The organism is Photobacterium rosenbergii (assembly GCF_003026455.1).
Lineage (GTDB): Bacteria > Pseudomonadota > Gammaproteobacteria > Enterobacterales > Vibrionaceae > Photobacterium > Photobacterium rosenbergii.
Window position 1 is genome coordinate 408,859 of sequence record NZ_PYMB01000003.1, and the last position, 25,035, is coordinate 433,893.

19 protein-coding genes are annotated in these 25,035 nt (G+C 45.8%); 14 read left to right on the forward strand and 5 right to left on the reverse strand.

The features are described 5' to 3' along the window. Nucleotides 1–10 precede the first annotated feature (10 nt). Nucleotides 11–685, forward strand: a complete 675-nt coding sequence (locus C9J01_RS11720; RefSeq protein ID WP_107298314.1) for a DUF3334 family protein — start codon at nucleotides 11–13, stop codon at nucleotides 683–685. Nucleotides 686–818: 133 nt separating this feature from the next. Then, the gene (locus C9J01_RS11725; protein ID WP_107298315.1) at nucleotides 819–1,952 is read left to right on the forward strand and encodes a ParB/Srx family N-terminal domain-containing protein; all 1,134 of its coding nucleotides are present in this window, start codon (nucleotides 819–821) and stop codon (nucleotides 1,950–1,952) included. Nucleotides 1,953–1,989: 37 nt separating this feature from the next. Here C9J01_RS11725 and C9J01_RS11730 read toward each other — a convergent pair whose 3' ends face one another. Further along, nucleotides 1,990–2,442, reverse strand: a complete 453-nt coding sequence (locus tag C9J01_RS11730; RefSeq protein WP_107298316.1) for a YaiI/YqxD family protein — start codon at nucleotides 2,440–2,442, stop codon at nucleotides 1,990–1,992. Nucleotides 2,443–2,548: 106 nt separating this feature from the next. After that, on the reverse strand, nucleotides 2,549–4,144 hold the full coding sequence (locus C9J01_RS11735) for an ABC-F family ATPase (RefSeq protein ID WP_107298473.1): 1,596 nt from the start codon (nucleotides 4,142–4,144) through the stop codon (nucleotides 2,549–2,551). A 753-nt stretch (nucleotides 4,145–4,897) separates the two neighbouring features. On the opposite strand from C9J01_RS11735, the gene dcuC reads away from it, so the two are divergent. The 4 genes from dcuC (at nucleotide 4,898) to C9J01_RS11750 (ending at nucleotide 8,253) form a co-directional block, all read left to right on the forward strand. Next, nucleotides 4,898–6,259 carry a C4-dicarboxylate transporter DcuC gene (gene dcuC / locus C9J01_RS11740; protein ID WP_107298474.1) on the forward strand — a complete coding sequence of 454 codons (1,362 nt, stop codon included), beginning with the start codon at nucleotides 4,898–4,900 and terminating at the stop codon, nucleotides 6,257–6,259. A gap of 137 nt (nucleotides 6,260–6,396) precedes the next feature. After that, nucleotides 6,397–7,392 carry a phospholipase A gene (locus tag C9J01_RS11745; RefSeq protein ID WP_107298317.1) on the forward strand — a complete coding sequence of 332 codons (996 nt, stop codon included), beginning with the start codon at nucleotides 6,397–6,399 and terminating at the stop codon, nucleotides 7,390–7,392. Nucleotides 7,393–7,484: 92 nt separating this feature from the next. Then, nucleotides 7,485–7,637 (forward strand): hypothetical protein, encoded by a 153-nt coding sequence (locus C9J01_RS29620; protein ID WP_158264528.1) that lies wholly within the window; start codon nucleotides 7,485–7,487, stop codon nucleotides 7,635–7,637. Between the two features lie 190 nt (nucleotides 7,638–7,827). Beyond that, nucleotides 7,828–8,253, forward strand: a complete 426-nt coding sequence (locus C9J01_RS11750; protein ID WP_107298318.1) for a universal stress protein — start codon at nucleotides 7,828–7,830, stop codon at nucleotides 8,251–8,253. A 97-nt stretch (nucleotides 8,254–8,350) separates the two neighbouring features. Here C9J01_RS11750 and tdh read toward each other — a convergent pair whose 3' ends face one another. Together tdh and C9J01_RS11760 are read right to left on the reverse strand one after the other, a co-directional pair. Continuing rightward, on the reverse strand, nucleotides 8,351–9,382 hold the full coding sequence (gene tdh / locus C9J01_RS11755) for an L-threonine 3-dehydrogenase (protein WP_107298319.1): 1,032 nt from the start codon (nucleotides 9,380–9,382) through the stop codon (nucleotides 8,351–8,353). A gap of 81 nt (nucleotides 9,383–9,463) precedes the next feature. Further along, nucleotides 9,464–10,657, reverse strand: coding sequence for a glycine C-acetyltransferase (locus C9J01_RS11760; protein ID WP_107298320.1), 1,194 nt, complete (start codon nucleotides 10,655–10,657; stop codon nucleotides 9,464–9,466). 214 nt (nucleotides 10,658–10,871) lie between these two features. Here C9J01_RS11760 and C9J01_RS11765 point away from each other — a divergent pair, with 214 nt between their 5' ends. From C9J01_RS11765 to malZ, 3 genes are all read left to right on the forward strand, one after another. Next, nucleotides 10,872–11,795 carry a LysR family transcriptional regulator gene (locus tag C9J01_RS11765; protein ID WP_107298321.1) on the forward strand — a complete coding sequence of 308 codons (924 nt, stop codon included), beginning with the start codon at nucleotides 10,872–10,874 and terminating at the stop codon, nucleotides 11,793–11,795. Nucleotides 11,796–11,991: 196 nt separating this feature from the next. Continuing rightward, entirely contained in the window at nucleotides 11,992–12,441 is a 450-nt protein-coding gene (locus C9J01_RS11770; protein ID WP_107298322.1) for a DUF4174 domain-containing protein, read from the forward strand. Nucleotides 12,442–12,594: 153 nt separating this feature from the next. Continuing rightward, nucleotides 12,595–14,451 carry a maltodextrin glucosidase gene (gene malZ, locus C9J01_RS11775; RefSeq protein WP_107298323.1) on the forward strand — a complete coding sequence of 619 codons (1,857 nt, stop codon included), beginning with the start codon at nucleotides 12,595–12,597 and terminating at the stop codon, nucleotides 14,449–14,451. Nucleotides 14,452–14,529: 78 nt separating this feature from the next. On the opposite strand, the gene C9J01_RS11780 is transcribed toward malZ, so the two are convergent. Further along, complete coding sequence (locus tag C9J01_RS11780) at nucleotides 14,530–16,149, reverse strand: response regulator (protein ID WP_107298324.1); 1,620 nt, start codon at nucleotides 16,147–16,149, stop codon at nucleotides 14,530–14,532. Nucleotides 16,150–16,546: 397 nt separating this feature from the next. Here C9J01_RS11780 and C9J01_RS11785 point away from each other — a divergent pair, with 397 nt between their 5' ends. The 5 genes from C9J01_RS11785 (at nucleotide 16,547) to C9J01_RS11810 (ending at nucleotide 24,932) form a co-directional block, all read left to right on the forward strand. Continuing rightward, nucleotides 16,547–17,986 carry a glyceraldehyde-3-phosphate dehydrogenase gene (locus C9J01_RS11785; protein ID WP_107298325.1) on the forward strand — a complete coding sequence of 480 codons (1,440 nt, stop codon included), beginning with the start codon at nucleotides 16,547–16,549 and terminating at the stop codon, nucleotides 17,984–17,986. A gap of 203 nt (nucleotides 17,987–18,189) precedes the next feature. Further along, entirely contained in the window at nucleotides 18,190–19,587 is a 1,398-nt protein-coding gene (locus tag C9J01_RS11790) for a sensor histidine kinase (protein WP_107298326.1), read from the forward strand. 1 nt (nucleotide 19,588) lies between these two features. Continuing rightward, nucleotides 19,589–20,224 carry a response regulator gene (locus C9J01_RS11795; RefSeq protein WP_107298327.1) on the forward strand — a complete coding sequence of 212 codons (636 nt, stop codon included), beginning with the start codon at nucleotides 19,589–19,591 and terminating at the stop codon, nucleotides 20,222–20,224. 524 nt (nucleotides 20,225–20,748) lie between these two features. Next, nucleotides 20,749–21,861: an efflux RND transporter periplasmic adaptor subunit gene (locus tag C9J01_RS11805; protein WP_158264529.1), complete on the forward strand. Its 1,113-nt coding sequence runs from the start codon at nucleotides 20,749–20,751 to the stop codon at nucleotides 21,859–21,861. Further along, nucleotides 21,858–24,932: an efflux RND transporter permease subunit gene (locus C9J01_RS11810; RefSeq protein WP_107298330.1), complete on the forward strand. Its 3,075-nt coding sequence runs from the start codon at nucleotides 21,858–21,860 to the stop codon at nucleotides 24,930–24,932. Before C9J01_RS11805 ends, C9J01_RS11810 begins: the two co-directional genes overlap by 4 nt. Nucleotides 24,933–25,035: the final 103 nt, after the last annotated feature.

Sequence of the window (25,035 nt, forward strand, 5' to 3'; positions counted from 1 at the left end):
CTCTAGCCTAATGAAAAAAACCAAAGTCATCACTACCGACGATATCTTACTCAAGCTTTGCCAATCATTTTCAAGCGTCCTTTCAGCAGCAACCGACAGTCAAGTTAGTTACTCTGCAATGGTACAAAAAATCAATAAGACCAGCCTAAAGCCAGATATTGGGTGTTTCGTTCTTTTTGATGGTGGCTTTACCGGACTGGTAGTCGCCAACTTTTCTCATCAGGCTGCTTTAGAGCTCTACCAAGAATACATGCTCAAAATGGGCATATCGGCAGATGAACTGGCTATTCACCATACGTCAGACGAGGTCGCCGATGTCCTTGGTGAGTTGATGAATCAGGTAGTGGGCGATTTCACTAGTAAAATTCGCCGAGAACTTCAGGTATCAATCACTCAAAACCAGCCCAAAATGCTAGCGCTCAACAAACAGGTTTTACTGTCTGTTGATACTAACCTAGACCGCCCTCAGGCGCGGCGCGTCAGTTTTACAACTGATAAGAACAACATTTTCTACCTTGAACTGGCCATGGACAAAACTGAGTTCATCCAATTGGAAGAGTTTGACCAAGCTGAAGACTGCGATCCCGACAGCATTATCGAAGCCGCGCAAAGTCAGCCTCAGTCAAAAACTGAAACCAAGGTAGCAGAGGTTGATCTAGACCTTCTCGACGAACTCGGCATCTAACCCTTCACATTATCACTTCTACTCCGCCCCAACTGGCTATTTGACCTCTTGGGGCAACACCACTCACTGATGAAACATATGCTTCCGCTCAGCTTTGCTAGACTGAGTTAAAAAAAGGTTTGAGGCTGTGTTTATGTATCGTCAGCGTTGGTGCTCACTTATTCTAGGTGCGGTTCTGTGTACCCCTTCTCTCTTGCACGCAGAGAAGATCAACTATAGCGAGCTGGAAAACGGTGACTCGATTACCATCCCCTTAGATCAACTCCTGCCAACCCAGGCTGTCCTCGATTACGATCAAATCTTTGCCAACCTGCAGCGATATAAAGCTGATCTCAAGAATATGTATAACGACCTGTGCAGGGTTAACGGTGCCAAAGGTGTTAAAAAGTGGGATGACAATTCCATACCGACCGATCCTGAAACCTATCAATGTACAGGAAAAGCAGGCCAAGATACTGATGTACTGAGTACCGTTGTTATTGGCCCAGAAGAAGGAGTGCTTTACCTGACCGAGGGTCTTACACTGCTATCGACATTCTGGGATATGCCCAATGGTGGAACCAGCGTACCAATCACCGTTAAAGTCAATCACAACCTATTGGGTTCCGGCGATGATTTCTGGGCCGAAATGAACAATGACAATGAGGTTTGGTTGGTCAATGAGAAAGGGAAAAAGATAAAACCCGATGACCTGCCTGAATACATCGGCATGAAACAGCTAAAGCATGATAAATACCTCTCATTGGTGAATTTCCTTAATGGCATCAGTTACAAACCACCCAAACCTGATGGCAAAGACAACAAAACCGCTTCAATCCCTTTTCTGGCTCTCAATTGGGCGCTGGAACTGCGCCAGCATATGAAAATCACCGATTACGATCTTAACGATCCGGAAGAATACGCAACTGCCCTAACTGAAGCCGCCACCATTATGGTTGATCTTCCCGATGATGAAGTGATCGGAAAATCCAAGCGCAGTGCAAGTGAAATGGGCCAATTAGATCAGGTCGACAGCAAAGCACTTGAAGAGTTGGTTACCGACGAAAATTCAGCGTTTGGATTAGCCCTTGCCTACCGGGTGGAAAAGAAAGAGAAATCAACACCTAAAGCGGTGCTCGAAGAACAAGAAGCCCAGAAAGAGAAAGAAGAGCAAGAAAAACAAGAGCAGGAGAAAAAAGCTAACGAAGAAAAAGCTAACGGCGATAAAGACGCTGAAGATGGGCAAGACAAAGAGAAATCAGACAAGGACGGTGAAACGAGTGAGTAGTCTCACCGCCCAATCATACTGCGCGTTAATGTAACCGTTACTTACGGTGATTCTTCGCCAAAAACGCATCAAGCTTATTGGCAAAGTTCTGCCTATCGGCCTGACTCAATGGCGCAGGGCCACCGGTTTGTACACCAGAGCTTCGCATTGTTTCCATAAAATCACGCATTTGAAGGCGCTGCTTAATGGTATCTTTGGTGTACATCTCACCACGAGGATTCAAGGCATGGGCTCCCTTGGTGATCACTTCATCGGCAAGCGGGATATCGGCCGTTATGATCAAATCGCCCGGCTCTGCTTGCTGAACAATGTAGTTGTCGGCTACATCAAACCCAGATTCGACCTGAATTGACTTAATATGCGGTGAAGGTGGTACGCGAATAAACTGGTTTGCCACCAAGGTCACAGCCACCCCTACCCGATTCGCGGCACGGAACAAAATTTCCTTAACGACATTAGGACAAGCATCAGCGTCGACCCAAATCTTCATTTTTCTTCCTTCTATGTATTGAACGCAGTTAGCTTCATTACCGTAATATAACAAAAAGCCGCCTCTACTCGGCGGCTTTTATCACAATATGTATCCAGTAACGTGTTTAGCCGTTCAGGCCTTTCTTCGCTAGGTACTCGTCATAGGTACCGTGGAAATCTTCAACACCGTCTTTGGTAATTTCAAGGATACGTGTCGCAATCGAAGATACGAACTGGCGGTCGTGGGAAACGAACATCAGGGTGCCCTTGAAGTTTTCAAGCGCCAGGTTCAATGACTCGATCGATTCCATATCCATGTGGTTAGTTGGTTCATCCATCAGTAGGATGTTTGGCTTTTGCATAATCAGCTTACCAAACAGCATACGACCTTGCTCACCACCAGAAATTACTTTCACAGACTTCTTGATGTCATTTTGTGAGAACAACATACGGCCAAGAATACCACGAACAGTTTGCTCATCGTCGCCGTCTTTCTTCCATTGACCCATCCACTCAAGCAGTGTCATGTCTTCTTCGAAGTCAGCACTGTGGTCCTGAGCGTAGAAACCAATGTTATTGTTTTCTGACCACTTCACCATGCCGTCCATCGGCTCCATTGCACCAGCAAGGGTATTTAGAAGAGTCGACTTACCAATACCGTTCTCACCGATGATCGCGATACGCTCACCAACTTCAACCAACATCTTCACACCGTTGATCAGAATGTTGTCACCGTAGCCTTGCTTCAGGCCTTCAACTTCCAATGCGTTACGGAAAAGCTCTTTTTCCTGATCAAAACGGATAAACGGTGATTGGCGGCTCGATGCTTTCACTTCATCTAGCTGAATTTTATCAAGTTGCTTCTGACGAGATGTCGCTTGCTTCGCTTTAGATGCGTTAGCAGAGAAGCGGCTCACAAAGGTTTGTAGCTCAGCGATCTGTGCTTTCTTCTTGGCATTGTCTGCATGCAGGCGCTCACGAGCCTGTTCCGCAGCAATCATGTACTCATCATAGTTACCAGCGAATAGGCGAAGTTCACCGTAATCAAGGTCAGCCATGTGCGTACAAACACTGTTTAGGAAGTGGCGGTCGTGCGAGATGATGATCATGGTGCAGTTACGCGCCAATAGAACTTCTTCCAACCAGCTGATTGTATGGATATCCAAGTTGTTGGTTGGTTCGTCAAGTAGCATGATGTCTGGGTCAGCAAACAGCACCTGAGCAAGAAGAACTCGTACTTTAAGGCCTGGCGCAACGGCGCTCATTAGGCCAAAATGCTGCTCTTCAGGAATACCAAGACCAAGTAGAAGTTCACCTGCACGCGCTTCAGCTGAGTAACCGTCCATTTCGGCGAACTCAGTCTCAAGGTCGCCTACACGCATACCGTCTTCGTCAGACATTTCAGGCAATGCGTAAATGCGGTCACGTTCTTCTTTGACTTTCCAAAGCTCTTTGTGGCCCATGATTACAGTATCAACCACTGAGTATTCTTCATAAGCGAACTGATCCTGACCTAACTTTGCCATACGTTCGTTAGGGTCAAGTGAAACAGTACCTCCTGACTGCTCTAGTTCGCCGCCAAGGATTTTCATGAAGGTTGACTTACCACAGCCGTTCGCTCCGATTAGGCCATAGCGGTTACCACCACCAAATTTAACTGAGATATTCTCAAACAGTGGCTTGTCGCCGAACTGCATTGTGATATTAGCTGTTGAAATCAATGTACTGTTCCAATAATGATGTCTATCAAGCAATAAAAAAGCCGCCATTAAAGACGACTTCCTCACCATGTACGCGGAGTATAACAGCTTTTGTGAACTTCATCACGGGTTGATTTCAAAGGCGAATAGCACCACACCGTTACCCCGTCACTAGAAATCAAAAACCTACCTCACAAAACCCAACCTCAGAATAGAAACCAGTTGAATATAAACCAAGTTCTTAGGACAATACTATTAAGAACTGAATGTTACCCTTCTCGCTTAATCAATTAAGCATCATTAACAATTAGGTGAAATATAAAACAAATACGCTTATTTTATTGTTAATTTGTTTTTATATTACTTTAATTACATCAAAGCCATTTACTGATATTTCATCATTCATCTCGCGACATGTTTTGTTACAGTGCTCAATATGACCTAGGTCTCAACAAACATGACGTATTCCTTCTTTCAATAACTCTTTTCAGTAAGATTATGTCAGGCATTCGTTAAATCAATTTCTAAGTTTGAAATCAGTTTGTCTATTTCCATTATGCTAGCGTCAATCACATCTTCGTTTTTGCAGTTAAGTTAGATGTCAGATGCAGCAAGGAATTCATGGATCTATGCGTTGCAGGAGCAACATTTGATACAGGGATGTTAAATAGATTCAAGGTTGTTGGTGATTTTTATTTAATGACGCTCATATACATATTTTGATTATCAACCATCAACATTCTGTACCTATTTATTTTTGCGAGAATAAACATGATCATCCCATTGCTATCGCTACCCATCATATTTGGTGCGGGTTATTTGATTGTTAAGAAATACAACACGCAAGCCGCGCTATTTGCAGCTGGTCTATTAATGATCCTTATCGGTGTCGCTGCCGGTAATAGCGATTTCCTGCCTTCTGGTACTAATTCATCTGGTGCCATTGTTTTTGACTTTTTCCTTGTTATTAAAGCACTTTCATCATCCACGGTTGCTAACCTTGGTTTGATCATTATGAGTGTGGCGGGTTTCTCTAGTTACATGAACCACATTGGTGCCGCCAATGCCATGGTACAGGTTTCAACCAAGCCGCTTTCATTGATCAAGAGCCCTTATGTTGTTCTTGCTCTTACCTACGTACTTGGCCAGATCATCAACATCTTCATCCCATCTGCTGTTGGCCTGGCAATGCTACTCCTTGTTGCCATGTACCCAGTATTGGTACGTATCGGGTGTACGCCTGCTTCTACAGCGGCTGTACTAGCCACAACGGCTTGTTTGGACCTTGGCCCAGCCTCAGGAAACTCGCTGAAAGCTGCGGAAGTTATCGGTATTGATGCTGCAACTTACTTTGTTAACCACCAGATCGTTGTTGCCCCGGTGATCATGGCTGTCATCGCGGTTCTTCACTTCTTCTGCCAGCGCTGGTTCGACAAGAAAGATGCAGAAAATGGCGTCACTCACGAGCTAAAAGAAGTTGAGCAAGAAACGGTTGAGGCGCCTAAGTGGTTTGCAATTCTTCCTATCCTACCACTACTGATGCTACTGACATTCAGTAACTTCGCTATCTCTTGGATTAAAGTCGATGTTGTAACAGCGATGTTCACTAGCTTGTTCATCGCAATGGTATGCGACTTCATCGTTAACCGTGACGGCAAGAAAGTGGCGGCTTCATTGAAGATCTTCCTAGATGGTATGGGTAAAGCATTCGCCAGCGTTGTATCGCTAATCATTGCTGCACAAACCTTCGTTGTCGGTTTGAGCACCATTGGTTTTATCGGCATGTTGCTAGGTGCAACATCGACTGCCGGCCTTGGCTACCTTCCGATGATCATTGTTATGGTCACTATCATCGGTGCAACAGCACTGCTATCAGGTTCGGGTAACGCGCCATTCTTCAGCTTCTCGGATCTAGCTCCGCAAATTGCTGGGACACTAGGCGTATCTACAGCCGCCTTTGCTTTACCAATGCAGTTGTCTTCAGGCATCTTCCGTTCATTCTCACCTGTTGCCGGCGTTGTTATTGCTTGTGCAGGCGTTGCTGGTATCTCTCCAATTGAACTGGTGAAGCGTACCGCTATTCCTATGATGGGCGGCTTGGTTACCCTTGTTGCTATGAGTGCTATTATCGGCTAATGCTGATCAGCAACCAACATTCAAAGAAAAAACGGGCTATCTAGCCCGTTTTTTTCTGACAATTTTCAGACACTTCGCTTTGTATTGCCTTCCTTTTCGAACTAAGTTTGATACAGACGTTTGCTAAAGGATGAGCGATGTTAAAGTTATCCCCCTTATTTACCATACTGCCAATGGCTACCTTTCTGCCGGTATCAAGCTATGCTGCACAAGACTGCCACAGTATTACTGACGATACCGAGCGGTTAGCTTGCTATGATTCGCTTTCTCGCTCAATGAAAAGCCCTTCACTTACTACAGATGGACAAGCTGCAGATAAGCAGCCAGACGATTTCAATCTGGATGAAATGTCCATTAGCGGAATTAGCCATTACTTTAACCAACGAGAACTGTTTCGTTTAACGCCCCATGAGCCCAGCTATATTTTACCGGCATCTTATAACGACAAACCTAATGAAGAAATCTGGCAACAGCTTAGGCCCGGTTCAGAAATGGATAACCTCGAGGTCAAATTTCAGATAAGCGGCAAAATAAAGCTCTGGGATAACCTGTACAAAGATAACTGGGATGTGTGGTTTGGCTATACACAAACTGCATGGTGGCAACTCTATAATTCAGGTGAATCCGCACCGTTTCGAGAAACTAACTACAGCCCTGAAGTTTTTGTCAGTTACTATTCCAATTATGACGTGTTCGGCTTTCAACTGATTGCCACTGATTTTGGTTTGATACATCAATCCAATGGTCGCTCTGAACCGCTATCCCGCAGTTGGAACCGGATATATGCCAATTTTGAACTTACCAAAGGCAACTTCCTGTTATCAATCCAGCCTTGGTACCGACTACCAGAAGATGCTGATGACGATGACAATCCGGACATTGATAAATACCTAGGTTACGGCAACTACCGCTTGAGCTATAAAAATGATGGGCATTTAATGAGTATCCTGTTGCGAAATAACTTCCGCACCAGCGATAACAAAGGAGCTGTTGAGCTAAGCTGGGCCTTCCCTGTCTACGAGACCGTTAAACTCTATTTGCAATACTACAACGGCTATGGCGAAAGCCTTATCGACTATGACCATTACACCAACCGAATCAGTCTAGGTCTGTTGATTTATGATTGGATATAACGGTTAAGCCAGCCTGAACCCCCATTAATTTTAATTGAGTTTAAGTGAACCACCTCCAGCAGTAGACTTTAATTACTGAAACGGAGGTGGTTATGCACGAATTAGATGAATACTGTGAAAAAATTGAATTTAACCTTAATCAAGCCGAAGCCAAAGCATTAGGTTTTAAGGAAAGGTCCAGTCATTCTCATCATTATATTCCCCCCCTCCTAACCTTTGCCTTTCTACTGCTTTTCTTTTTTTGAGGTTTCGATGGAAATGAATATGTTCAAGCGCCTAAATGATCTCTGGTCGTCTGAATTTACCGGACTACTAACTCTGTTTTTAGGCGTGTTGGCCTTAATGGTTTGAAAAGCAAATAAAACAAGCACCTAGCATTATCCTGTTGATTTACGTTTTCGCTAGGGCTGCGTTCTATATGATAAGGAGTGAATTATGAGTTACAAAAACATCATGTTAGCACTGGATTTCGATGATAATACCGAGGCCGTACTAAAAAAAGCCGAAGAAGTCGCTACTGCATTCCCAGACGCCAAACTCAACATTATTCATGTCAACATGGATTTTGAAGATTACGATTTTGGTATTTTGGATATTAATCTCGACGACTACGAAAAAAAAGAATTACATGCATCTGTTGATGAGATGAAAAAACAGATCCAAAATATGCAAGTCGCAGTTGATAAATATCTAGTATGTTGCGGTGTGGTTGAAAACGAAATTCGCTACAGTATCAAAGAGCACAATGTTGACCTATTACTTATGGGCCATCATAAAACCAACGCATTCACTCAAATATTTTCTGAAGCCGCTGCGCTGGTACGCAATATGCCATGTGACCTTCTATTGCTAAAAATATAATGGGCAATATCAGGCCATTTAGTCACTATTCGTTACTCGCTAGATGACCAAATAAAAAAACGGGCTCGAAAGCCCGTTTTTCTCTATCCGGTAAGGATTATTCCCAGTCTAGGATAACCTTGCCTGACATCCCAGAACGCATAATGTCGAAGCCTTCCTGGAAATCATCAATCTTGTAGTGGTGAGTGATGATTGGCGTTAGATCAAGGCCTGATTGAATCAAACTTGCCATCTTATACCAAGTTTCGAACATTTCACGACCGTAGATACCCTTGATGATCAAACCTTTGAAGATCACCTGGTTCCAGTCGATGCCCATGTCTGATGGTGGAATACCTAGCAGGGCGATCTTACCACCGTGGTTCATGCTAGTTAGCATGCTGTTAAATGCAGAAGGTACACCAGACATCTCTAGACCAACATCGAAACCTTCAGTCATGCCTAGCTCAGCCATAACGTCTTCTAGCTTCTCTTCAGCAACGTTTACTGCACGGGTAACGCCCATCTGACGTGCAAGATCCAAGCGGTATTCGTTCACATCAGTGATCACAACGTGGCGTGCACCAACGTGCTTAGCAACTGCAGCTGCCATGATACCGATTGGGCCAGCACCAGTGATCAGTACGTCTTCACCAACAAGGTCGAAAGACAATGCAGTGTGTACTGCGTTGCCGAACGGGTCAAAGATAGACGCTAGGTCGTCAGAGATACCTTCAGGGATCTTGAATGCGTTGAACGCAGGGATCACTAGGTATTCTGCGAATGCACCTTCACGGTTTACACCAACACCTGTAGTGTTGCGACAAAGGTGGGTACGGCCACCACGGCAGTTACGGCAGTGACCACATGTGATGTGACCTTCACCCGACACACGGTCGCCAATTTCAAAGCCACGGACTTCCTGGCCAATGCCTACAACTTCACCCACATACTCGTGACCAACAACCATAGGGACAGGAATTGTCTTTTGTGACCACTCATCCCAGTTGTAGATGTGTACGTCTGTACCACAGATAGCCGTTTTCTTGATGCGGATAAGTAGATCGTTATGGCCAAGCTCAGGCTTGTCCACTTCGGTCATCCAAATGCCTTGTTCAGGCTTTAGTTTCGAAAGTGCTTTGATTTTCATTATTTGTTCCTACTGCAGGGTAGAATTGCAAGGGCTGATACATTGCCAGCCCTTTGCCCTTGAACTACTGGGAATATGGGCTTAAATGATGCCCATGTCTTTGCCCACTTCAATGAAGGCATCGATAGCTTTGTCTAGTTGCTCTGGAGAGTGAGCCGCTGACATCTGAGTACGGATACGTGCTTGGCCTTTTGGTACTACAGGGAAAGAGAAACCAATAACGTAGATACCTTTCGCAAGTGCACGCTCGGCAAATTCAGCCGCAACTTTTGCATCACCCAGCATGATTGGGATGATAGCGTGGTCAGCACCGCCCATAGTGAAGCCAGCCGCTTCCATACGTGTACGGAAGTGCTCAGAGTTTGACCATAGGCGATCACGTAGGTCACCGCTTTCTTTCAGCAGGTCAATAACGCGAATAGAAGCGTTAACGATAGCTGGCGCAACAGAGTTAGAGAATAGGTACGGACGAGAACGCTGACGTAGCCAGTCGATGACTTCTTTCTTACCAGAAGTGTAACCGCCTGAAGCACCACCCATTGCCTTGCCTAGGGTACCTGTGATGATGTCGATACGGTCAACCACATCGTGGAACTCGTGCGTACCGGCACCGGTTTTACCCATGAAACCAACAGCGTGAGAGTCATCAACCATCACTAGTGCACCGTACTTGTCAGCAAGGTCACAGATTGCAGGTAGGTTGGCAACAACGCCGTCCATAGAGAATACGCCGTCAGTTACGATAAGCGTATTGCGGGCACCCGCTTCTTTAGCGGCAATCAGCTGCTGCTCAAGCTCTTCCATGTTGTTGTTCGCGTAACGGAAGCGCATTGCTTTACAAAGGCGAACACCATCGATGATAGAGGCATGGTTCAATGCGTCAGAGATGATCGCATCTTCTTTACCAAGAATAGTTTCGAACAGGCCAGCATTGGCATCGAAGCAAGATGTGTAAAGAATAGTATCTTCTTTACCTAGGAATTCAGATAGTTTCTGCTCAAGCTCTTTGTGGATGTCTTGAGTACCACAGATAAAGCGAACAGATGCCATACCGAAACCGTGCTTATCCATACCTTCCTGACCTGCTTTGATTAGCTCAGGGTGGTTAGCAAGACCAAGGTAGTTGTTGGCACAGAAGTTAAGTACTTCTTCACCCGTGCTGATTTCAACAGCAGCTTTTTGCTGAGATGTAATTACACGCTCAGATTTGTACAGACCTTCAGCTTTTACTTCTTCTATTTGCTGTTTGATTTGATCATAGAATGCGGCAGACATGATGTTCCTCACAATAATATCGTTTGCCAGTCGCCACCGATTGACAACCAGCACAAATACGCGTGTAAAACGCCTATTTGAGCAATATTTCCATTTATAGATTAGGTGATTTACCTGCAATTAATGCAATTTCACAGGATCTTTGAACTACAGCCATTCTAATCAAAGAGTATTCAGACTATTATCCCCTCTCGTGGAAAAGGTCTCGTGAATTATGGACACAAATAAACTAATCGCCTTAATGCCTGAATTGGCAGTCTTTAAAATAGTTGTTGATGAAGGCAGCTTTACTGCTGCAGCAAGAAAGCTTGGTGTCACCCCTTCGGCTTTGAGCAAACAGCTTTCCCGATTGGAACAGACCTTATCAACCAAACTGCTCGAACGTACTACCCGCAAGCTAGTAATCACGCAGTCGGGCAAGGGTATCTACGATCAATGCTGTGCATTGCTAGAAGCGACCAAGCAAATTGTCGAGTTCACCAGCTCAGAGCACGAAACGCCTTCAGGCTCAGTTACTGTAGCAGCGCCGAAAGCTTTCTTGAGTATCGTCCTGCAACCTATGGTTCTGCCTTTCTTGACCCAATACCCTGATATCGAGCTAAAACTCAAAGCTAGGGATGGTGACATAGACCTTATTTCCGAAGGTATCGATGTCGTTTTTCGCCTCACAGAAAAACCCACCGAAGGCTTGGTCTTGAAGCAGCTTGGAAAAGTCAGTTTGAGCTTATGTGCTAGCCCAGATTATCTTGAGCAACGAGGTACACCTACTCACCCGACGGAACTGTTGGACCACGACTGCCTCTACTTGGGTGAAACCACAACCGACCATATCTGGGATTTCGTCAAAGATGGCGAGATGCACACTATCCCCGTCAAAGGGCGCTACGCGGTCAATCATTCCCAAATGCGCTTACGCGGTGTCATGGATGGCTTAGGGATAGGCATTTTCCCAGACTTTGTTATCAAACAGGCCCTCGAAGAAAACGAGGTCAAGCCGGTATTGGAAGATTGGACTATCAAAGGTAATTACCAGGGGGATATCGCCTTGCAATTCGCCCAAACCAAATTCATGCCAGCACGTCTCCGTGTGTTTATCGACTATGTTGCTGAGCATATGGCAAAGTACACCGTTTCCTAACCCTTATAGTGGGAGTGTTCCCTCCCGCTTCCCCTGCCCTCCGGCACTTGGTATATACTAAAAGGCACAACAATGAGACAAGATTTGCACCTTTGATCCAATCCGACAAGTATGTCGTTAGTTATTGGCAGCAGCGTTGAATATTACCCAGCGCCATCACCGGCTTTCCACCGTACCACTAGGAAGGAAGACGACAATGAGTAAGCTGTTTCAAAATCTGTTAGCGACGATCGTATTGGTATTTAGTGCAAACGCACTCTCCTATCCTATGGGATCCATGCACTGGAACCATCGCAGTATTCTCTACTTCGCCCCCGAAAAAGACCAACACGTCAATACCTTCATAAAAGAATCCTTGATGCATGATTGTATGTTGCAAGAGCGGGATATTGTCGTTGTTGTGATGACCAAAGATGGTTTCAATAAGCCTTCGGATGTTTTCAGCCCAGAAGATATCGTCAGGTTAGAAAAGCTCTACAAGGTATCCCGAAACGAACATACCGCTATCCTGATTGGTAAAGATGGTCTGGAAAAATACCGCTGGAACGAGCAAACCAATTGGCAGCACATCACCCAGTTGGTCGACAGTATGCCAATGCGCAAAAAAGAAATCGCATATACCTCAAACAGCCGCTGCTCTATCTAGCAGCGGTAAGTCATTTCTCCGCAAAAATACGACATAACAGACATTTCACTCTACGCCCCCGCCTACGCCTGAATTTTTTGAATCGGGAGGATTCATTTTTGCAATAAAACCATTATGGTATTGAGAACATCGACTTCTGAGGGCGGAATAACAATGACGACTAAGCCTTTTTTTTACCACGGACAGGACAAGCAATGGGTAACAGTGTCAGAGAATACCCTAACTCTGACGCTAGCTAGCGAAGCAGATACCCTCATTTCCACCATCTTCATTCGTTGTGAGCCAGACAATGAAGAAATGCTCATTGATATGGAAAAAGGGAAAACCGATGGCAGACTCCAATACTGGCATGGTCAAATCCCACTGAATAAAGACAAAGCGTTAACTCATTACTGTTTCAAAGTGATGCAAAATAGCCGCCAGTGGTGGCTAGACAGTAAAGGGATCAACCCTCGTATGCCGGGCCGAGAGTCCCATTTCAAGTACAACGCCCAGCACCAGCCTCCTCAATGGGTCAAGAACCAAGTCTTCTACCAGATCTTCCCTGACCGCTTTAACAACGGGGACCCATCAATCAGTGTGGTAGATAATGAGTACTACCTAAAAGGCGATGAAAAGCCGACTATCGCCAAAAAATGGGGTGCGCCGGTCTCAGATTCTCATGACAGCAATGGGCCGAATGAATTTTATGGCGGAGACCTGAAAGGTATCGAAGATAAGTTGGACTATCTACAATCTCTAGGGGTCACAGCGCTTTACCTAAACCCTATCTTCCAAGCTCCAAGTAATCATAAATACGATACCACCGACTACACCTGTATCGACCCGCATCTGGGTACCAACGAACAGTTTGGTAAGATGGTAGACAACTTGCATCAGCGCGATATGAAGATTGTGTTGGATGCCGTCTATAACCACACTTCGGTTAATCACCCTTGGTTTAACCGCTATCAACAACCGCAAGAAACGGTGGGCGCATTTGGCAACCCAGACTCCCCTTTTCGTGACTATTACCAATTCGATGGCGAAAGTAACAACTACATTGGTTGGAAAGGGATTGATTCGCTGCCAAAACTCAATTTCTCAAACCCTGAAGTACAAGACTATATCTATGCTGGTGAGGATGCCGTCATCAAGCAATGGCTCCGCCCACCTTACAACATCGACGGCTGGCGCTTTGATGTCATCCATATGCTGGGCGAAGGTGTGGGTGCGGCGAACAATGCCCATTATGTCAAAGCCTTCCGTAACGCGGCGAAATCAGTAAACCCGGAGTGTTATGTACTGGGTGAGCACTTCTTCGAAGCCACCAACTGGCTCGAGGGCGATCAAGAAGATGGCGCAATGAATTACTATGGTTTTGCCCATCCAGTGCGCGCCTTCTTTGCCAACAAAGATATTGCCTACCATAACTGTAAAATTGACGCGGCCGAGTTCGCCGAATGGTTGGAAGAAGTTCGTGGCAAAGTGCCGTGGCATAACCAGTTAGCCCAGCTCAACCAGTTGGACAGCCATGATACCATGCGTTTTTTGACCACCCTAAACGGTGATCAAGACACTATGAGGCTAGCCCTGTTGATGCTGTTTACCTATGTGGGTACACCATGTATTTACTACGGTACCGAGGTTGCGCTAGAAGGCGGACATGATCCAGACAACCGCCGCTGTTTCCCGTGGGAACGTACAGAATCGCCTAACTCAACCTTCGATTTTGTCAGTAAGCTTATCGAGACACGAAAGTCCCATTTGGCGTTACAAGAAGGTAGCATCCAATGGCTGTATGCAGAGCAACAACAATTGGCTTATGCTCGTAAGCTGGAAGGAAAGCAATTAATCACCCTGATTAACAATAGTGACTCATCCAAAGCGATCACTCTACCGATTTGGCAATTAGGCTTGCCGGAGGATAAGGTGTTAACCGACCTGTTAACTGGCGACGAATGGGAATGCAAAGACGGTGAGCTAAACATCACCTTAGCTGGTAAAGAAGGCTTATTACTAAGCGCATAACACTGAGTGTATGAGCAACATTGCTCTCTACATAAGAACTTAATCAGGCCCTTATCATTCGCCATATTGATAAGGGCTTTAACTTACCGCATCTGCACTCAACACACTAAGCAAAGTACTGAACAAATTAATTTTGATAATGGGCTTTGCTAAATATGCATCCATTCCAGCATCAAAACATTGTTGCTTTTCGCTTTCCAACACGTTGGCCGTTAGGGCGATAATTGGGAGCTGCGCACAATTTTGCTTTTCGCGGATTTTTCTTGTTGCTTCTAATCCTCCCATTACGGGCATTTGGCAATCCATTAAGATGAGATCCGGTAGGTTTTTATCTAGGTAGTTAACCGCCTCTTCACCATTGTCGACCACATCAATATTGCACAGCCCCATAGATTTGAGGAATGCAATCACGAGTTGTTGGTTGACGTACTGATCTTCAGCCACGAGTATCCGACAGTGAGAGAACTTGGATAAGTCACAGACTTCATCACTACTAAGAGCAACCGACTGGGGCTCAGTCGTATTCAACGCTTTTTTTAACCTCAAGCGGAACGAGAACTCGCTCCCGACGCCTTTTTGGCTAACCACCTTTAATTTGGACCCGAGTAAATCACAGAGACGACTCGACACTGCAAGCCCTAACCCCGTACCGCCATATTGACGAGAGATAGAACCGTCAATTTGACTGTATGCATCAAATATTTCCTCACATTGACAATCGGAGATGCCGATCCCGCTGTCAATCACCCTGATACAAACTTCAATTTCATTCGCCTCTTCACGCAACCAATCGATGCTGACCTTAACAAACCCTTGATCTGTAAACTTAACCGCGTTACTCAGTAAATTAGTCAATATTTGCCGTAGGTGCTGCCCATCGGCATGAACATCGCAGCGCTCTTCTTCCGGTAAGTTCACCTCAATTTTCAATCCTTTCAGGCTAGCCTCTTGCGCTACAGAGTTAACGCAAGATTGAACCAAACGAGATAAATTACAATCACTTTCACAGAGCTCAACCCGGTCGCTTTCTAACCTTGAAAAATTAAGCACTTCATTGATTAAGGTGAGTAAAGTGAAAGCGGAATCCTTAATATATTCGACCTGCTGGTTTGATTCCCGACCAAGGTTCTTTTGCTGTAGACATTGAATGAAACCGAGTATGCCATTCATAGGAGTGCGAAGCTCATGGCTCATATTTGCCATAAACTCAGACTTTACCTGATATGCCTTTTTAAGTTGGATTGACTGTCGTTCCAACGCCTCATTGAGCTGCAAGAGCTTGTTATTACGATAAAATAGCTTGGAGTCGACGGATTGGATTTGTCGTGCAAGATGGCCTATTTCAGAATCTTTGTCGGTCAACTCTTGCAGGGTCACCTGGCCTTTCCCAACTAAGGAAAGTTGTTCCGCCATTAAAGCAATTGGGCGTGTTACCCGTGAGTGAAAGAGATAACCTGCTACCAAGACGAATATAGTCAGTGGGAGAAGTAGATTAACCAGAATAAACACTGATGATGGTGGGCTTTCACTGCTAACCAATAACATCAACATTGCAGTCATCAATAGCAAACTCAAAGATACAACCCCCATCAAGATTAAGAACTTGCGGGTCAACAATTGGCGATATAGCCCTAATAGCGAAGAGGACAATAAAGAGGAAATTTTCTCAGATGCGGTTACTGCACGTTTATCCACCATCTTACTCCTGTAAATCTTATCGACGAAAAGTCCTGACTATTTTAAGAAAGCAAGATGCGCACCAATAAATAACAAACATAAGCATCTGTTTTTAATAAATAAAATAATAATCAAACTCCCAGTTACGGATAATCACCAATTTGAGAGTCAAATTGCTAACACTATTTGTTATCGCTCAAAAATAAGTCTGAACATTTTTTACGGGCCACAGAATCACAGCAACAAAAAGCTTGCGTTACATCACTGTTTCAACTTGCTCAAGATCACATTTCTAACCCGTTAATTTTACTAGGATAAAAACCGCGCAAACGTTACACTCTTCGCCATAAAATCTATAACAAAAAAATTACAAACCGCTCTGCGGTCTCTTCCCTAACGTGAAAGGTCCTAACTAACGATGAGTCCAGAAAAATACCTTCTAGACTGGCAAACAAGCCAAACCAATGCTGAATCTATTTCCCCGCTACTGGGACAGCTATACCGACAGAAAGGCGTTGAAGTCCTAATGTTCGGCAAGCAGATCGTAAATACCTCAGTTATCGATATCGTTAAATCCCACCGTCTTTCCCGCCGCTACACTGGCTCTGAATTGTCGCCAGCCCAAACGCTGCCTTTGATCCAAACACTGGCAACCCTTGATCTATCACCATGCCGAGTCGATGTTGGCCAACTTGCACATAGCTACTGGTCTACCAATGACGATGAGAACAATATCAGTGACTTCCTACAGACCGCTTTACTGGAATCACTAAACAGCACGCAATCTGTTGAAACCCGTGATGTGGTGCTTTACGGCTTTGGTCGTATCGGTCGCCTACTTGCAAGACTGCTGGTAGAGAAAAGTGGCCAGGGCTACCCGCTTCGCCTCAAAGCCATTGTGGTTCGTGGCGGTAAAGATGGCGACTTAGAAAAACGTGCGAGCTTACTACGTCGTGACTCGGTACACGGCCCGTTCAACGGCAGCATTACCGTTGATGAAAACCGCAAAGCAATCATCGTCAACGGCAACTATATCCAGGTTATCTACGCCAATAGCCCAGCCGAAGTTGATTACACCGCGTTCGGTATTCATAACGCACTTGTTGTTGATAACACAGGTATGTGGCGAGACCGAGAAGGACTAACCCAGCACTTAGGCTGCAACGGCGCAGAAAAAGTGCTACTGACTGCACCAGGTAAAGGTGACCTGAAAAATGTCGTATTCGGGGTCAATGAATCAGTCATTCAAGAAGATGACACCATTGTCTCGGCAGCCAGCTGTACCACCAATGCTATTACGCCAATCCTGAAAGCGATTAACGATAAGTACGGCATTGACTCCGGTCACATCGAAACTGTGCACTCGTTCACCAATGATCAGAACCTAATTGATAACTTCCATAAGGGAGAACGCCGCGGTCGCTCCGCTTCGCTGAACATGGTTCTGACCTCTACCGGTGCAGCGAAAGCAGTTGCCAAAGCGCTACCTGAACTGGCTGGTAAGCTAACTGGTAATGCGATCCGTGTACCGACCCCGAACGTCTCAATGGCCGTCGCAAACCTCAACCTAAACAGCGTGGCTGAAAAAGACGAGCTTAATGCTTACCTGCGTGACATGGCACTTAACTCGCCGCTGTCTGGTCAAATCGACTACACAGAATCAACCGAGATTGTTTCATGTGACATCGTTGGCTCCCGCCATGCCGGTGTGGTCGATGGCGCAGCGACCATCGCCCAGGACAAACGCTGTGTGCTTTATATCTGGTACGACAACGAGTTTGGCTACAGCTGTCAGGTTGTTCACTGTATGGAACAAATGATGGGTGTACGCTACAAGACTTACCCTGAAGTGAAATAGAGTTTGCTAATCACCTCAAGCTACTGACGAGAGTGGGTAGCTTGAGACTATTTCCCTTCCACCACTACAACAATAATATTCCTAGCACTTTTGCCGCCTGTTTCCTGGCGGCTTTCTTTTTTCAACCATATTGTTTAGGTTGCTTAAATTGCGTAAAGCGTAATACCCTCAAGAAGCGGCACTTCACTTCGGACTCGTTTGAAATGAGCTACTTCTCAACCTTTCTCGTCTACTTATTTTATGGCCTTGCCTTCTTTTCTATTGGCTGCGCCATTTTGTTTCGTAACTTTCGCTACAGTAAGCTCACCATTTCCCATAGCTTGTGGGCGCTTGCCGCCTTCAGCTTTGCCTATGCCTTCTATGAGTGGTCTGAGCTATACATCAACCTGTTTGGTGACCGAATTCAAGAGCCCAAATCCACCTACGTGGAATGGTTGCGGCTGAGTAAACTGAGCCTGGCTTTCCTGTTCCTGCTCCTGTTTGCCTGGATGGTCACGGTAGTTCAGAGTAAAAGGATTCGCCAAATAATGAGAGCGGTGTTGCTTATAGTATCTGCCGTTTATTTGGCTGTTTTTCTCAATGGCCTGTCTGGCCCTTCGTTGAGCAAAGAGGCTATCACGAGCTTGGAGGTCTACGCCCGATTCATCCTTGCCTTTCCGGCAACACTCATCGCCGGTGCCTGTATGATCAGTTACGGTCGCCAGCTAGCCGATGACAAAAAAGCCTACGGTCGCTACTTCCGTTACACTGGCTACACTTTTTTGTTTATGAGCCTGAGTGCAGGTGCCTTCCCTGTCGAAATGGACAGCAGTTTCTTTTACTTGCGTGTTGGTGTTGCCTACCTATTGCTATTGTTCCTCTACCTCGCGCTCAATGTCTTCGATAAAGAAAAAGCGCGTATGGTAGAGTCCCAGCTCCATCAAGCGTATTTATCTGATAAATATAAGGCTATCGGCCAACTGGCCTCCGGTGTCGCGCACGAAATCAATAACCCCCTAGCCTCATCGACTCTTTCTCTCGATATGCTAGAAAACCGCTTAACTGAGCAAAAGCAATTGGATTTGGTAAAAAGAACCCGGTTAGGGATAGATAGGGCTGCAACAATTTGTACTGCCCTGCTCAACTATTCTCGCTCTGCGGAGGAAGTGACCCAAAAAACATTCATTAATAAAGCCGTCAGTTCCGCTCTACAATTACTGGCCCATAAAGCGAGGGGCTATAATATTTCCATTTGCGGTAATGACACTATTTATTTATTCTGCAACCCAATAAAACTTGAAGAACTGGTTATCAACTTAGTCAGTAATGCAATAGATGCTTCAGGCAAAAATAAAGACATTATGATAAGGTTCGAAGAAAAGGTTATTGATGGGTATGAATATATTCTCTTAACAGTTACCGATAACGGATGTGGAATGGATATACAAACACAAAATAAAGCAGTTGAACCTTTTTTCACCACCAAACCTATCGGTCAAGGAACAGGATTAGGGTTGGCTATTTGCGCGCAAATTGCAGCAGACCAAAAAGGAACGCTTGCGATTAACAGTTCAAAAGGGGTTGGCACTACCGTCACCGCAACACTGGCCAAGGAGATCTAACATGAGCCATAAAATCCTCGTGGTCGAAGACGATCAACTACTGAGAGAGAACATCACCGATATTCTCGAAGATGCCGGCTATGATGTTTACTCAGCAGAAAGTGCCGAGCCTGCAATGGCATTGTGCCAAGAACATATTTTTGATCTTGCCATCCTAGACTACTTACTGCCGGGCTTGACCGGCACTGAAGCGATATCCAATTTGCGCCAGTTCAACCCAAACCTTTCCATCGTACTTATCACAGCATTTGCAACGGTAGATATCGCGGTTGATGCCATGCAAAAAGGGGCGAATGACTTCATTGCCAAACCCTTTAACAGCACTAAATTACTGATGACCGTAAAACGTTGTATTGCTGAGAAGGCTTTTTTCCCTGAAGACAGCGAGTTGAACCTCGACAAAGTTTATTCGGCACTCTCTAACCCGATCCGTCGCGAAATCATCAAGCAACTCACTGATAATAAAGAGTTGAAGTTCATGGAAATCTTCCATTTACTGGATATAGAAGACCACACCAAACTTAACTTTCATATCCAGCAACTTAAGAAAACAGGGCTAATTACTCAAGATGACAATCGAATTTATCGTTTGTCAAAAGCAGGCGCACAAATTTTCCGCCATCAAGTTAACCGATAAACGACTCACAACCCCTACCGCTTGTTAATTTAACTCAGAATAATAAAAATCAAATCAAGATAACCTCAACTATCAGATATTAATCATCTGATAGTTGAGGTTATCACACCTTAATAAAAGTCATTATATTCATTAAAAAATCTATTTTTCAATTCATTTCAATATAATTTCAACTCCATGATCCTGACTGCAAAATAAATCAAAAATATTGTTTAGCTGAGTTAGCTTACATATATTCCGCTTTTAACTGATGATTATTGGTATATTCAGGAACGCCTAGATGGTTTTTCTCTCTTATTTCGTTGTCTCATTTCTTGCTGTCATCGTCTTCTTTACCCTTTCGCTAACCAGTGAAAGTCGCTGGAGATATATGTTTTTCATGCTCTCATTCGCCTTTTCACTCCTTATCCTTTTCCTGATGATGACTTATGACTCAATGAATGCGCTCGCTGCCAGCACACTTAGTGCCAATTATCGACAGACAGCTTTGACTACTTACTAAATACTCTATGAAACATAAGCTTATGACATACCGATCGCACTTTATTGCCCTGCCTGTAGTGGTGGGTATATTGGCATTGACTGGGTGCAAAGACAACGCAACCCAAGAAGAAGATGCACCTCTCAGACCCGTTAGAATCACCGCGGCAACCAACAGCCCAGTTGACTTCCAACACCGCTTCGCCGGCACCACCGTATCAGCCTCAACAACTAACCTTAGTTTCCAGGTATCCGGCACCATTGAGTCATTTCCGGCAAAAGCCGGCACCCGACTGCGTGCCGGCGATGTCATCGCAACACTCGTTGATGACGACTTGCAGCTCGCCCTAAACAAAAATGAAGCTTTGCTTGAGCAAGCAGTCACCAATGCCAAAGCCAGTACATCCCGCTATCAGCGCATGAAAGAACTCCACACCAAACAACTGATTTCTGAGATGGACTATGACGTAGCAAAGGCTGACTATCAGGTAGGCCTGGCCAAAATCGATCAGGCTCAGCAAGCTGTCGATTTAAGCCAACAGCAAGTTCAATACGCCACCTTGCGAACCAGTGAAGAGCATTGCTCAGTCACCCAAACCTATGTCACCGAAAATGAAAATGTCTCCGCTGGACAGATGATTGCCGTGATGAGTTGCGGCAATGTGATGGAAGTCAAAGCCAATATCTCAGAAGCGACAGTCTCGAGCCTGAGGATCGGACAACCTGTCGAAGCCATTATTTCAGCGGCCCAGTCACAGCCTGTCGATGCCCATATCAGTGAAATCGGTCTGAATACGGGCAGTAACGGTACCTACTTTGTCACAGCGCAAGTTGACACCCGCAACACGAAGCTGCGCCCCGGCATGGCAGCAGAGTTGCTCATCAGCCGTGACTTCCTAGTCAATAATGACAGCCTTTGGGTGCCGATGAACACGGTCAATGAGTCTAATGGACAACGCTATGTCATGACCTTTGAGCCAGAAGACGGCAATCGTGGCATCGTTCGAAAAGTAGCAATAGAAACCGGTAAGTTTGTCGCAGGCTCAATAGAGATCACCCATGGTCTGGTTGAAGGCCAGAAAGTCATTACGGCTGGCCTCAATCAAATCTATGACGGCCAGGAAGTCTTGATGCTCGTCGAGGATAACCGATCATGAATATCACCCAGCTGGCCTTGCAAAAAAAGCAGCTAATGGGGCTTGTTATCCTCGCGGCTGTTATGCTCGGCATCACCTCATTTCTTTCCATACCGCAAGCACAGGATCCGGGCTTTCCTATCCGAACCGCACAAGTGATAACCTCGTTTCCCGGCGCATCACCCGAACATGTTGAAGAGTTGGTGACCGACAAACTGGAAAAGGCTATCCAGGAGATGCCTGAACTCGACAGTGTCAACAGCCTGTCGAAATATGGTGTGTCAATCATCACCGTCGACATCAAAGACAGCTACAAGGAGCTTCGGCCTGTTTGGGACTCACTCCGTCGCAAGGTCGACGGCGTGCAAAACGAGCTACCTGCTGCCGCAGGGCGTTCATCGGTCAATGATGAATACGGTGACGTCTACGGTATAGTTATCTCGGTAGTTGCCAACGACTACCATTACAGCGAACTCAAAGATATTGCCGATCAAGTACGAGATGAGTTCTTGCGCTTGCCGCTGGTTGGCAAGGTCGATATCTACGGTGCTCAAGAAGAACGAATTTTCGTCGAATACGAAAATAGCCACCTTCAGGAGCTTGGGATTTCTCCCAATTACCTGGCGCAATTTCTAGCCAGCAAAAATACCCTGTTAAGCGGTGGAGAGTGGCATACCGAGCATGAGGTCATGAGCATTGAGCCGAGCGGTAACCTTGAGTCTGTTGAAGCGCTAAAACGCACCTTTATCCCGTTGCCAAATACCCACGAAGTGCTTCCGCTCGGCAATATTGCCAACATCTACCGGGGTTACGAGACGCCGGCTCGCTCTATGGTAACGACCAATGGTGACAACAGCCTTGCACTTGCCATCGCCATGATTGATGGCGGAAACATCGTTAAACTGGGCGAGCAAGTCGATGAGTTGCTTGATCAACTCGAGCAAACCTATCCATGGGGGGTAAATTTCGAAATCATCGCTTACCAACCCGAACTGGTAGAAAATACCGTCGATAGTTTTGTCAGCAACCTATTCCAGGCCATCGCCGTAGTGTCTGGTGTTATGCTTGTCACACTGGGGCTTCGGACCGGCCTGATTGTCGCGAGTTTGATCCCGGTAACCATCGCCGCCACTATCGGTATTATGTACTGGTTGCAAATCGGTCTTGATCAGGTCTCGCTCGCGGCCTTGATGATTGCGCTTGGTATGCTGGTCGATAATTCCATCGTCATGGCAGAAAGTATCATGACCAGAATGGAGCGTGGGCAAAAGGCATTTGATGCGGCAATTGATGCCGCCGGTGAACTCAAGCTATCTTTGCTGACCTCCTCCCTCACGACCTCAGCGGCCTTCCTACCGATTTTCCTTGCCGAGTCAACGACCGGTGAATACACCGCCCCGCTGTTCAAAGTGGTTTCTATTACCTTGTTGGCATCTTGGTTTTTCTCGCTAACCATGATCCCTATGTTGTGCCTGCTTTTCTTGAAGATAAAAAGACCGGCGGAGAAAGCAATATCATCTCAAGAACCACAAGATTCCCGCTTCGAAAGGCTTTACAGCCAAGCCTTGTCTACCTTGCTGAGATATCGATACCGGACTCTCTCAGTGGTCGTAGTGGCGTTTGGTATGGCAATTTACAGCTTCAGGTTTATTCCTGTTATCTTCTTCCCGCCGTCAGAGGATCCAACTTTCAAACTGGAAATAGAGCTACCCGTTGGCTCTCCGCTCAGCAAAACTGTCGCAGTCACAGAGAGCATTGATGACTACCTTGAAACACTCAAAGCTGACCCAGAACTAGCGAGTGAAGGACTGACAAACTGGGCGGCTTTTATCGGCAATGGAGGTCCTCGATATGTACTCTCCCACACCTCCAAGCCAGCAAGTCCAAACTATGCCGTCTATTTGTTGAATACCACCAGCGGTGAAGTGGTTGATAAGCTAATGGCGGATATAGACCGGCATTTTTTCAGCCAATATCCCGATGTCGTTCACAGCACCCGGAAGATTGAAAATGGCGCGGCTATCAAGAACCCTATCGAGGTCAGGATCATGGGCAGTGATACCGAGCAGCTTTTCAGCCTAGCCGATGCGGTCAAACAGAAACTCAGCATGATTAACGGTGTTCGTTCTATCAACGACGATTGGGGCAATAAGACCAAGAACCTATTCGTTAATATCGACGAAGCCCAAGCCCAACGCTTGGGGATCAATAATGCTGATATTGCGCAGGTTATCCAAGCCAGCACCACAGGTATCCAGATTTCTGAGTACAGGGAAAACGAGGATATTATCCCCATCATGCTCAAGGCCAGCTCTCAGCAATACAACGGAAAAGATCTGCCTACTAGCATGAACGTGCTGACCCACACGCTTGATTCTATTCCGCTGGGCCATGTCGCCAAAGCCAACTTGGAGTGGCAGCCAGCATTAATCCCGCGCCGCGACCGAATGAAGGCCATTACCGTTTCGGCAAGTTTGGCGCCAAACCTTACCGCCGCCGAAGTCAACAAGCAGCTAAGGCCTTGGCTCAATGAGCAACAAGATAGTTGGCCGACAGGCTATCGCTGGGAGCTAGGGGGAGTGGCGGAATCATCTGGCAATGCCAACAAGTCAATTTTTGACAAACTGCCAATTGCTGCCGTCATTATCTTGATGTTGTTGATGGCACAGTTTAACTGTATCCGTAAAACCAGCATCATTCTGATGACAATCCCATTAGGGTTAATCGGCGTTGCGGTAGGTTTGCATTTGGCCCAATCCTACATTGGTTTTATGACCTTGCTTGGCATCATTTCACTGGCCGGTATCGTGATTAATAATGCCATCGTCCTTATCGACCGGATTGATATTGAAAGGCAGGATGGGCTTGGGCATTACGATGCCATTGTTGAAGCAGCAAAGCGGCGTATGCGCCCTATCCTACTGACAACGGCAACGACAGTTGTTGGTATGATCCCGTTGTGGCTTGGGGGCGGTATCATGTGGGAACCAATGGCAATCGCCATAATCTTCGGCCTGCTAGGCGCTACCCTATTAACATTGGGGGTAGTACCGGTGCTCTATGCGGTATTTTTTAGAGTAAAAGCGAAGTAGAGCAACGGCTGCATATTTTATCACTCAAGCTGGATCTGACGTTGGTCAGATCCACTGCTGTCTTTTGCCCTGAAGCAATATTTTAAGGCGTTTTGTTTTGGAG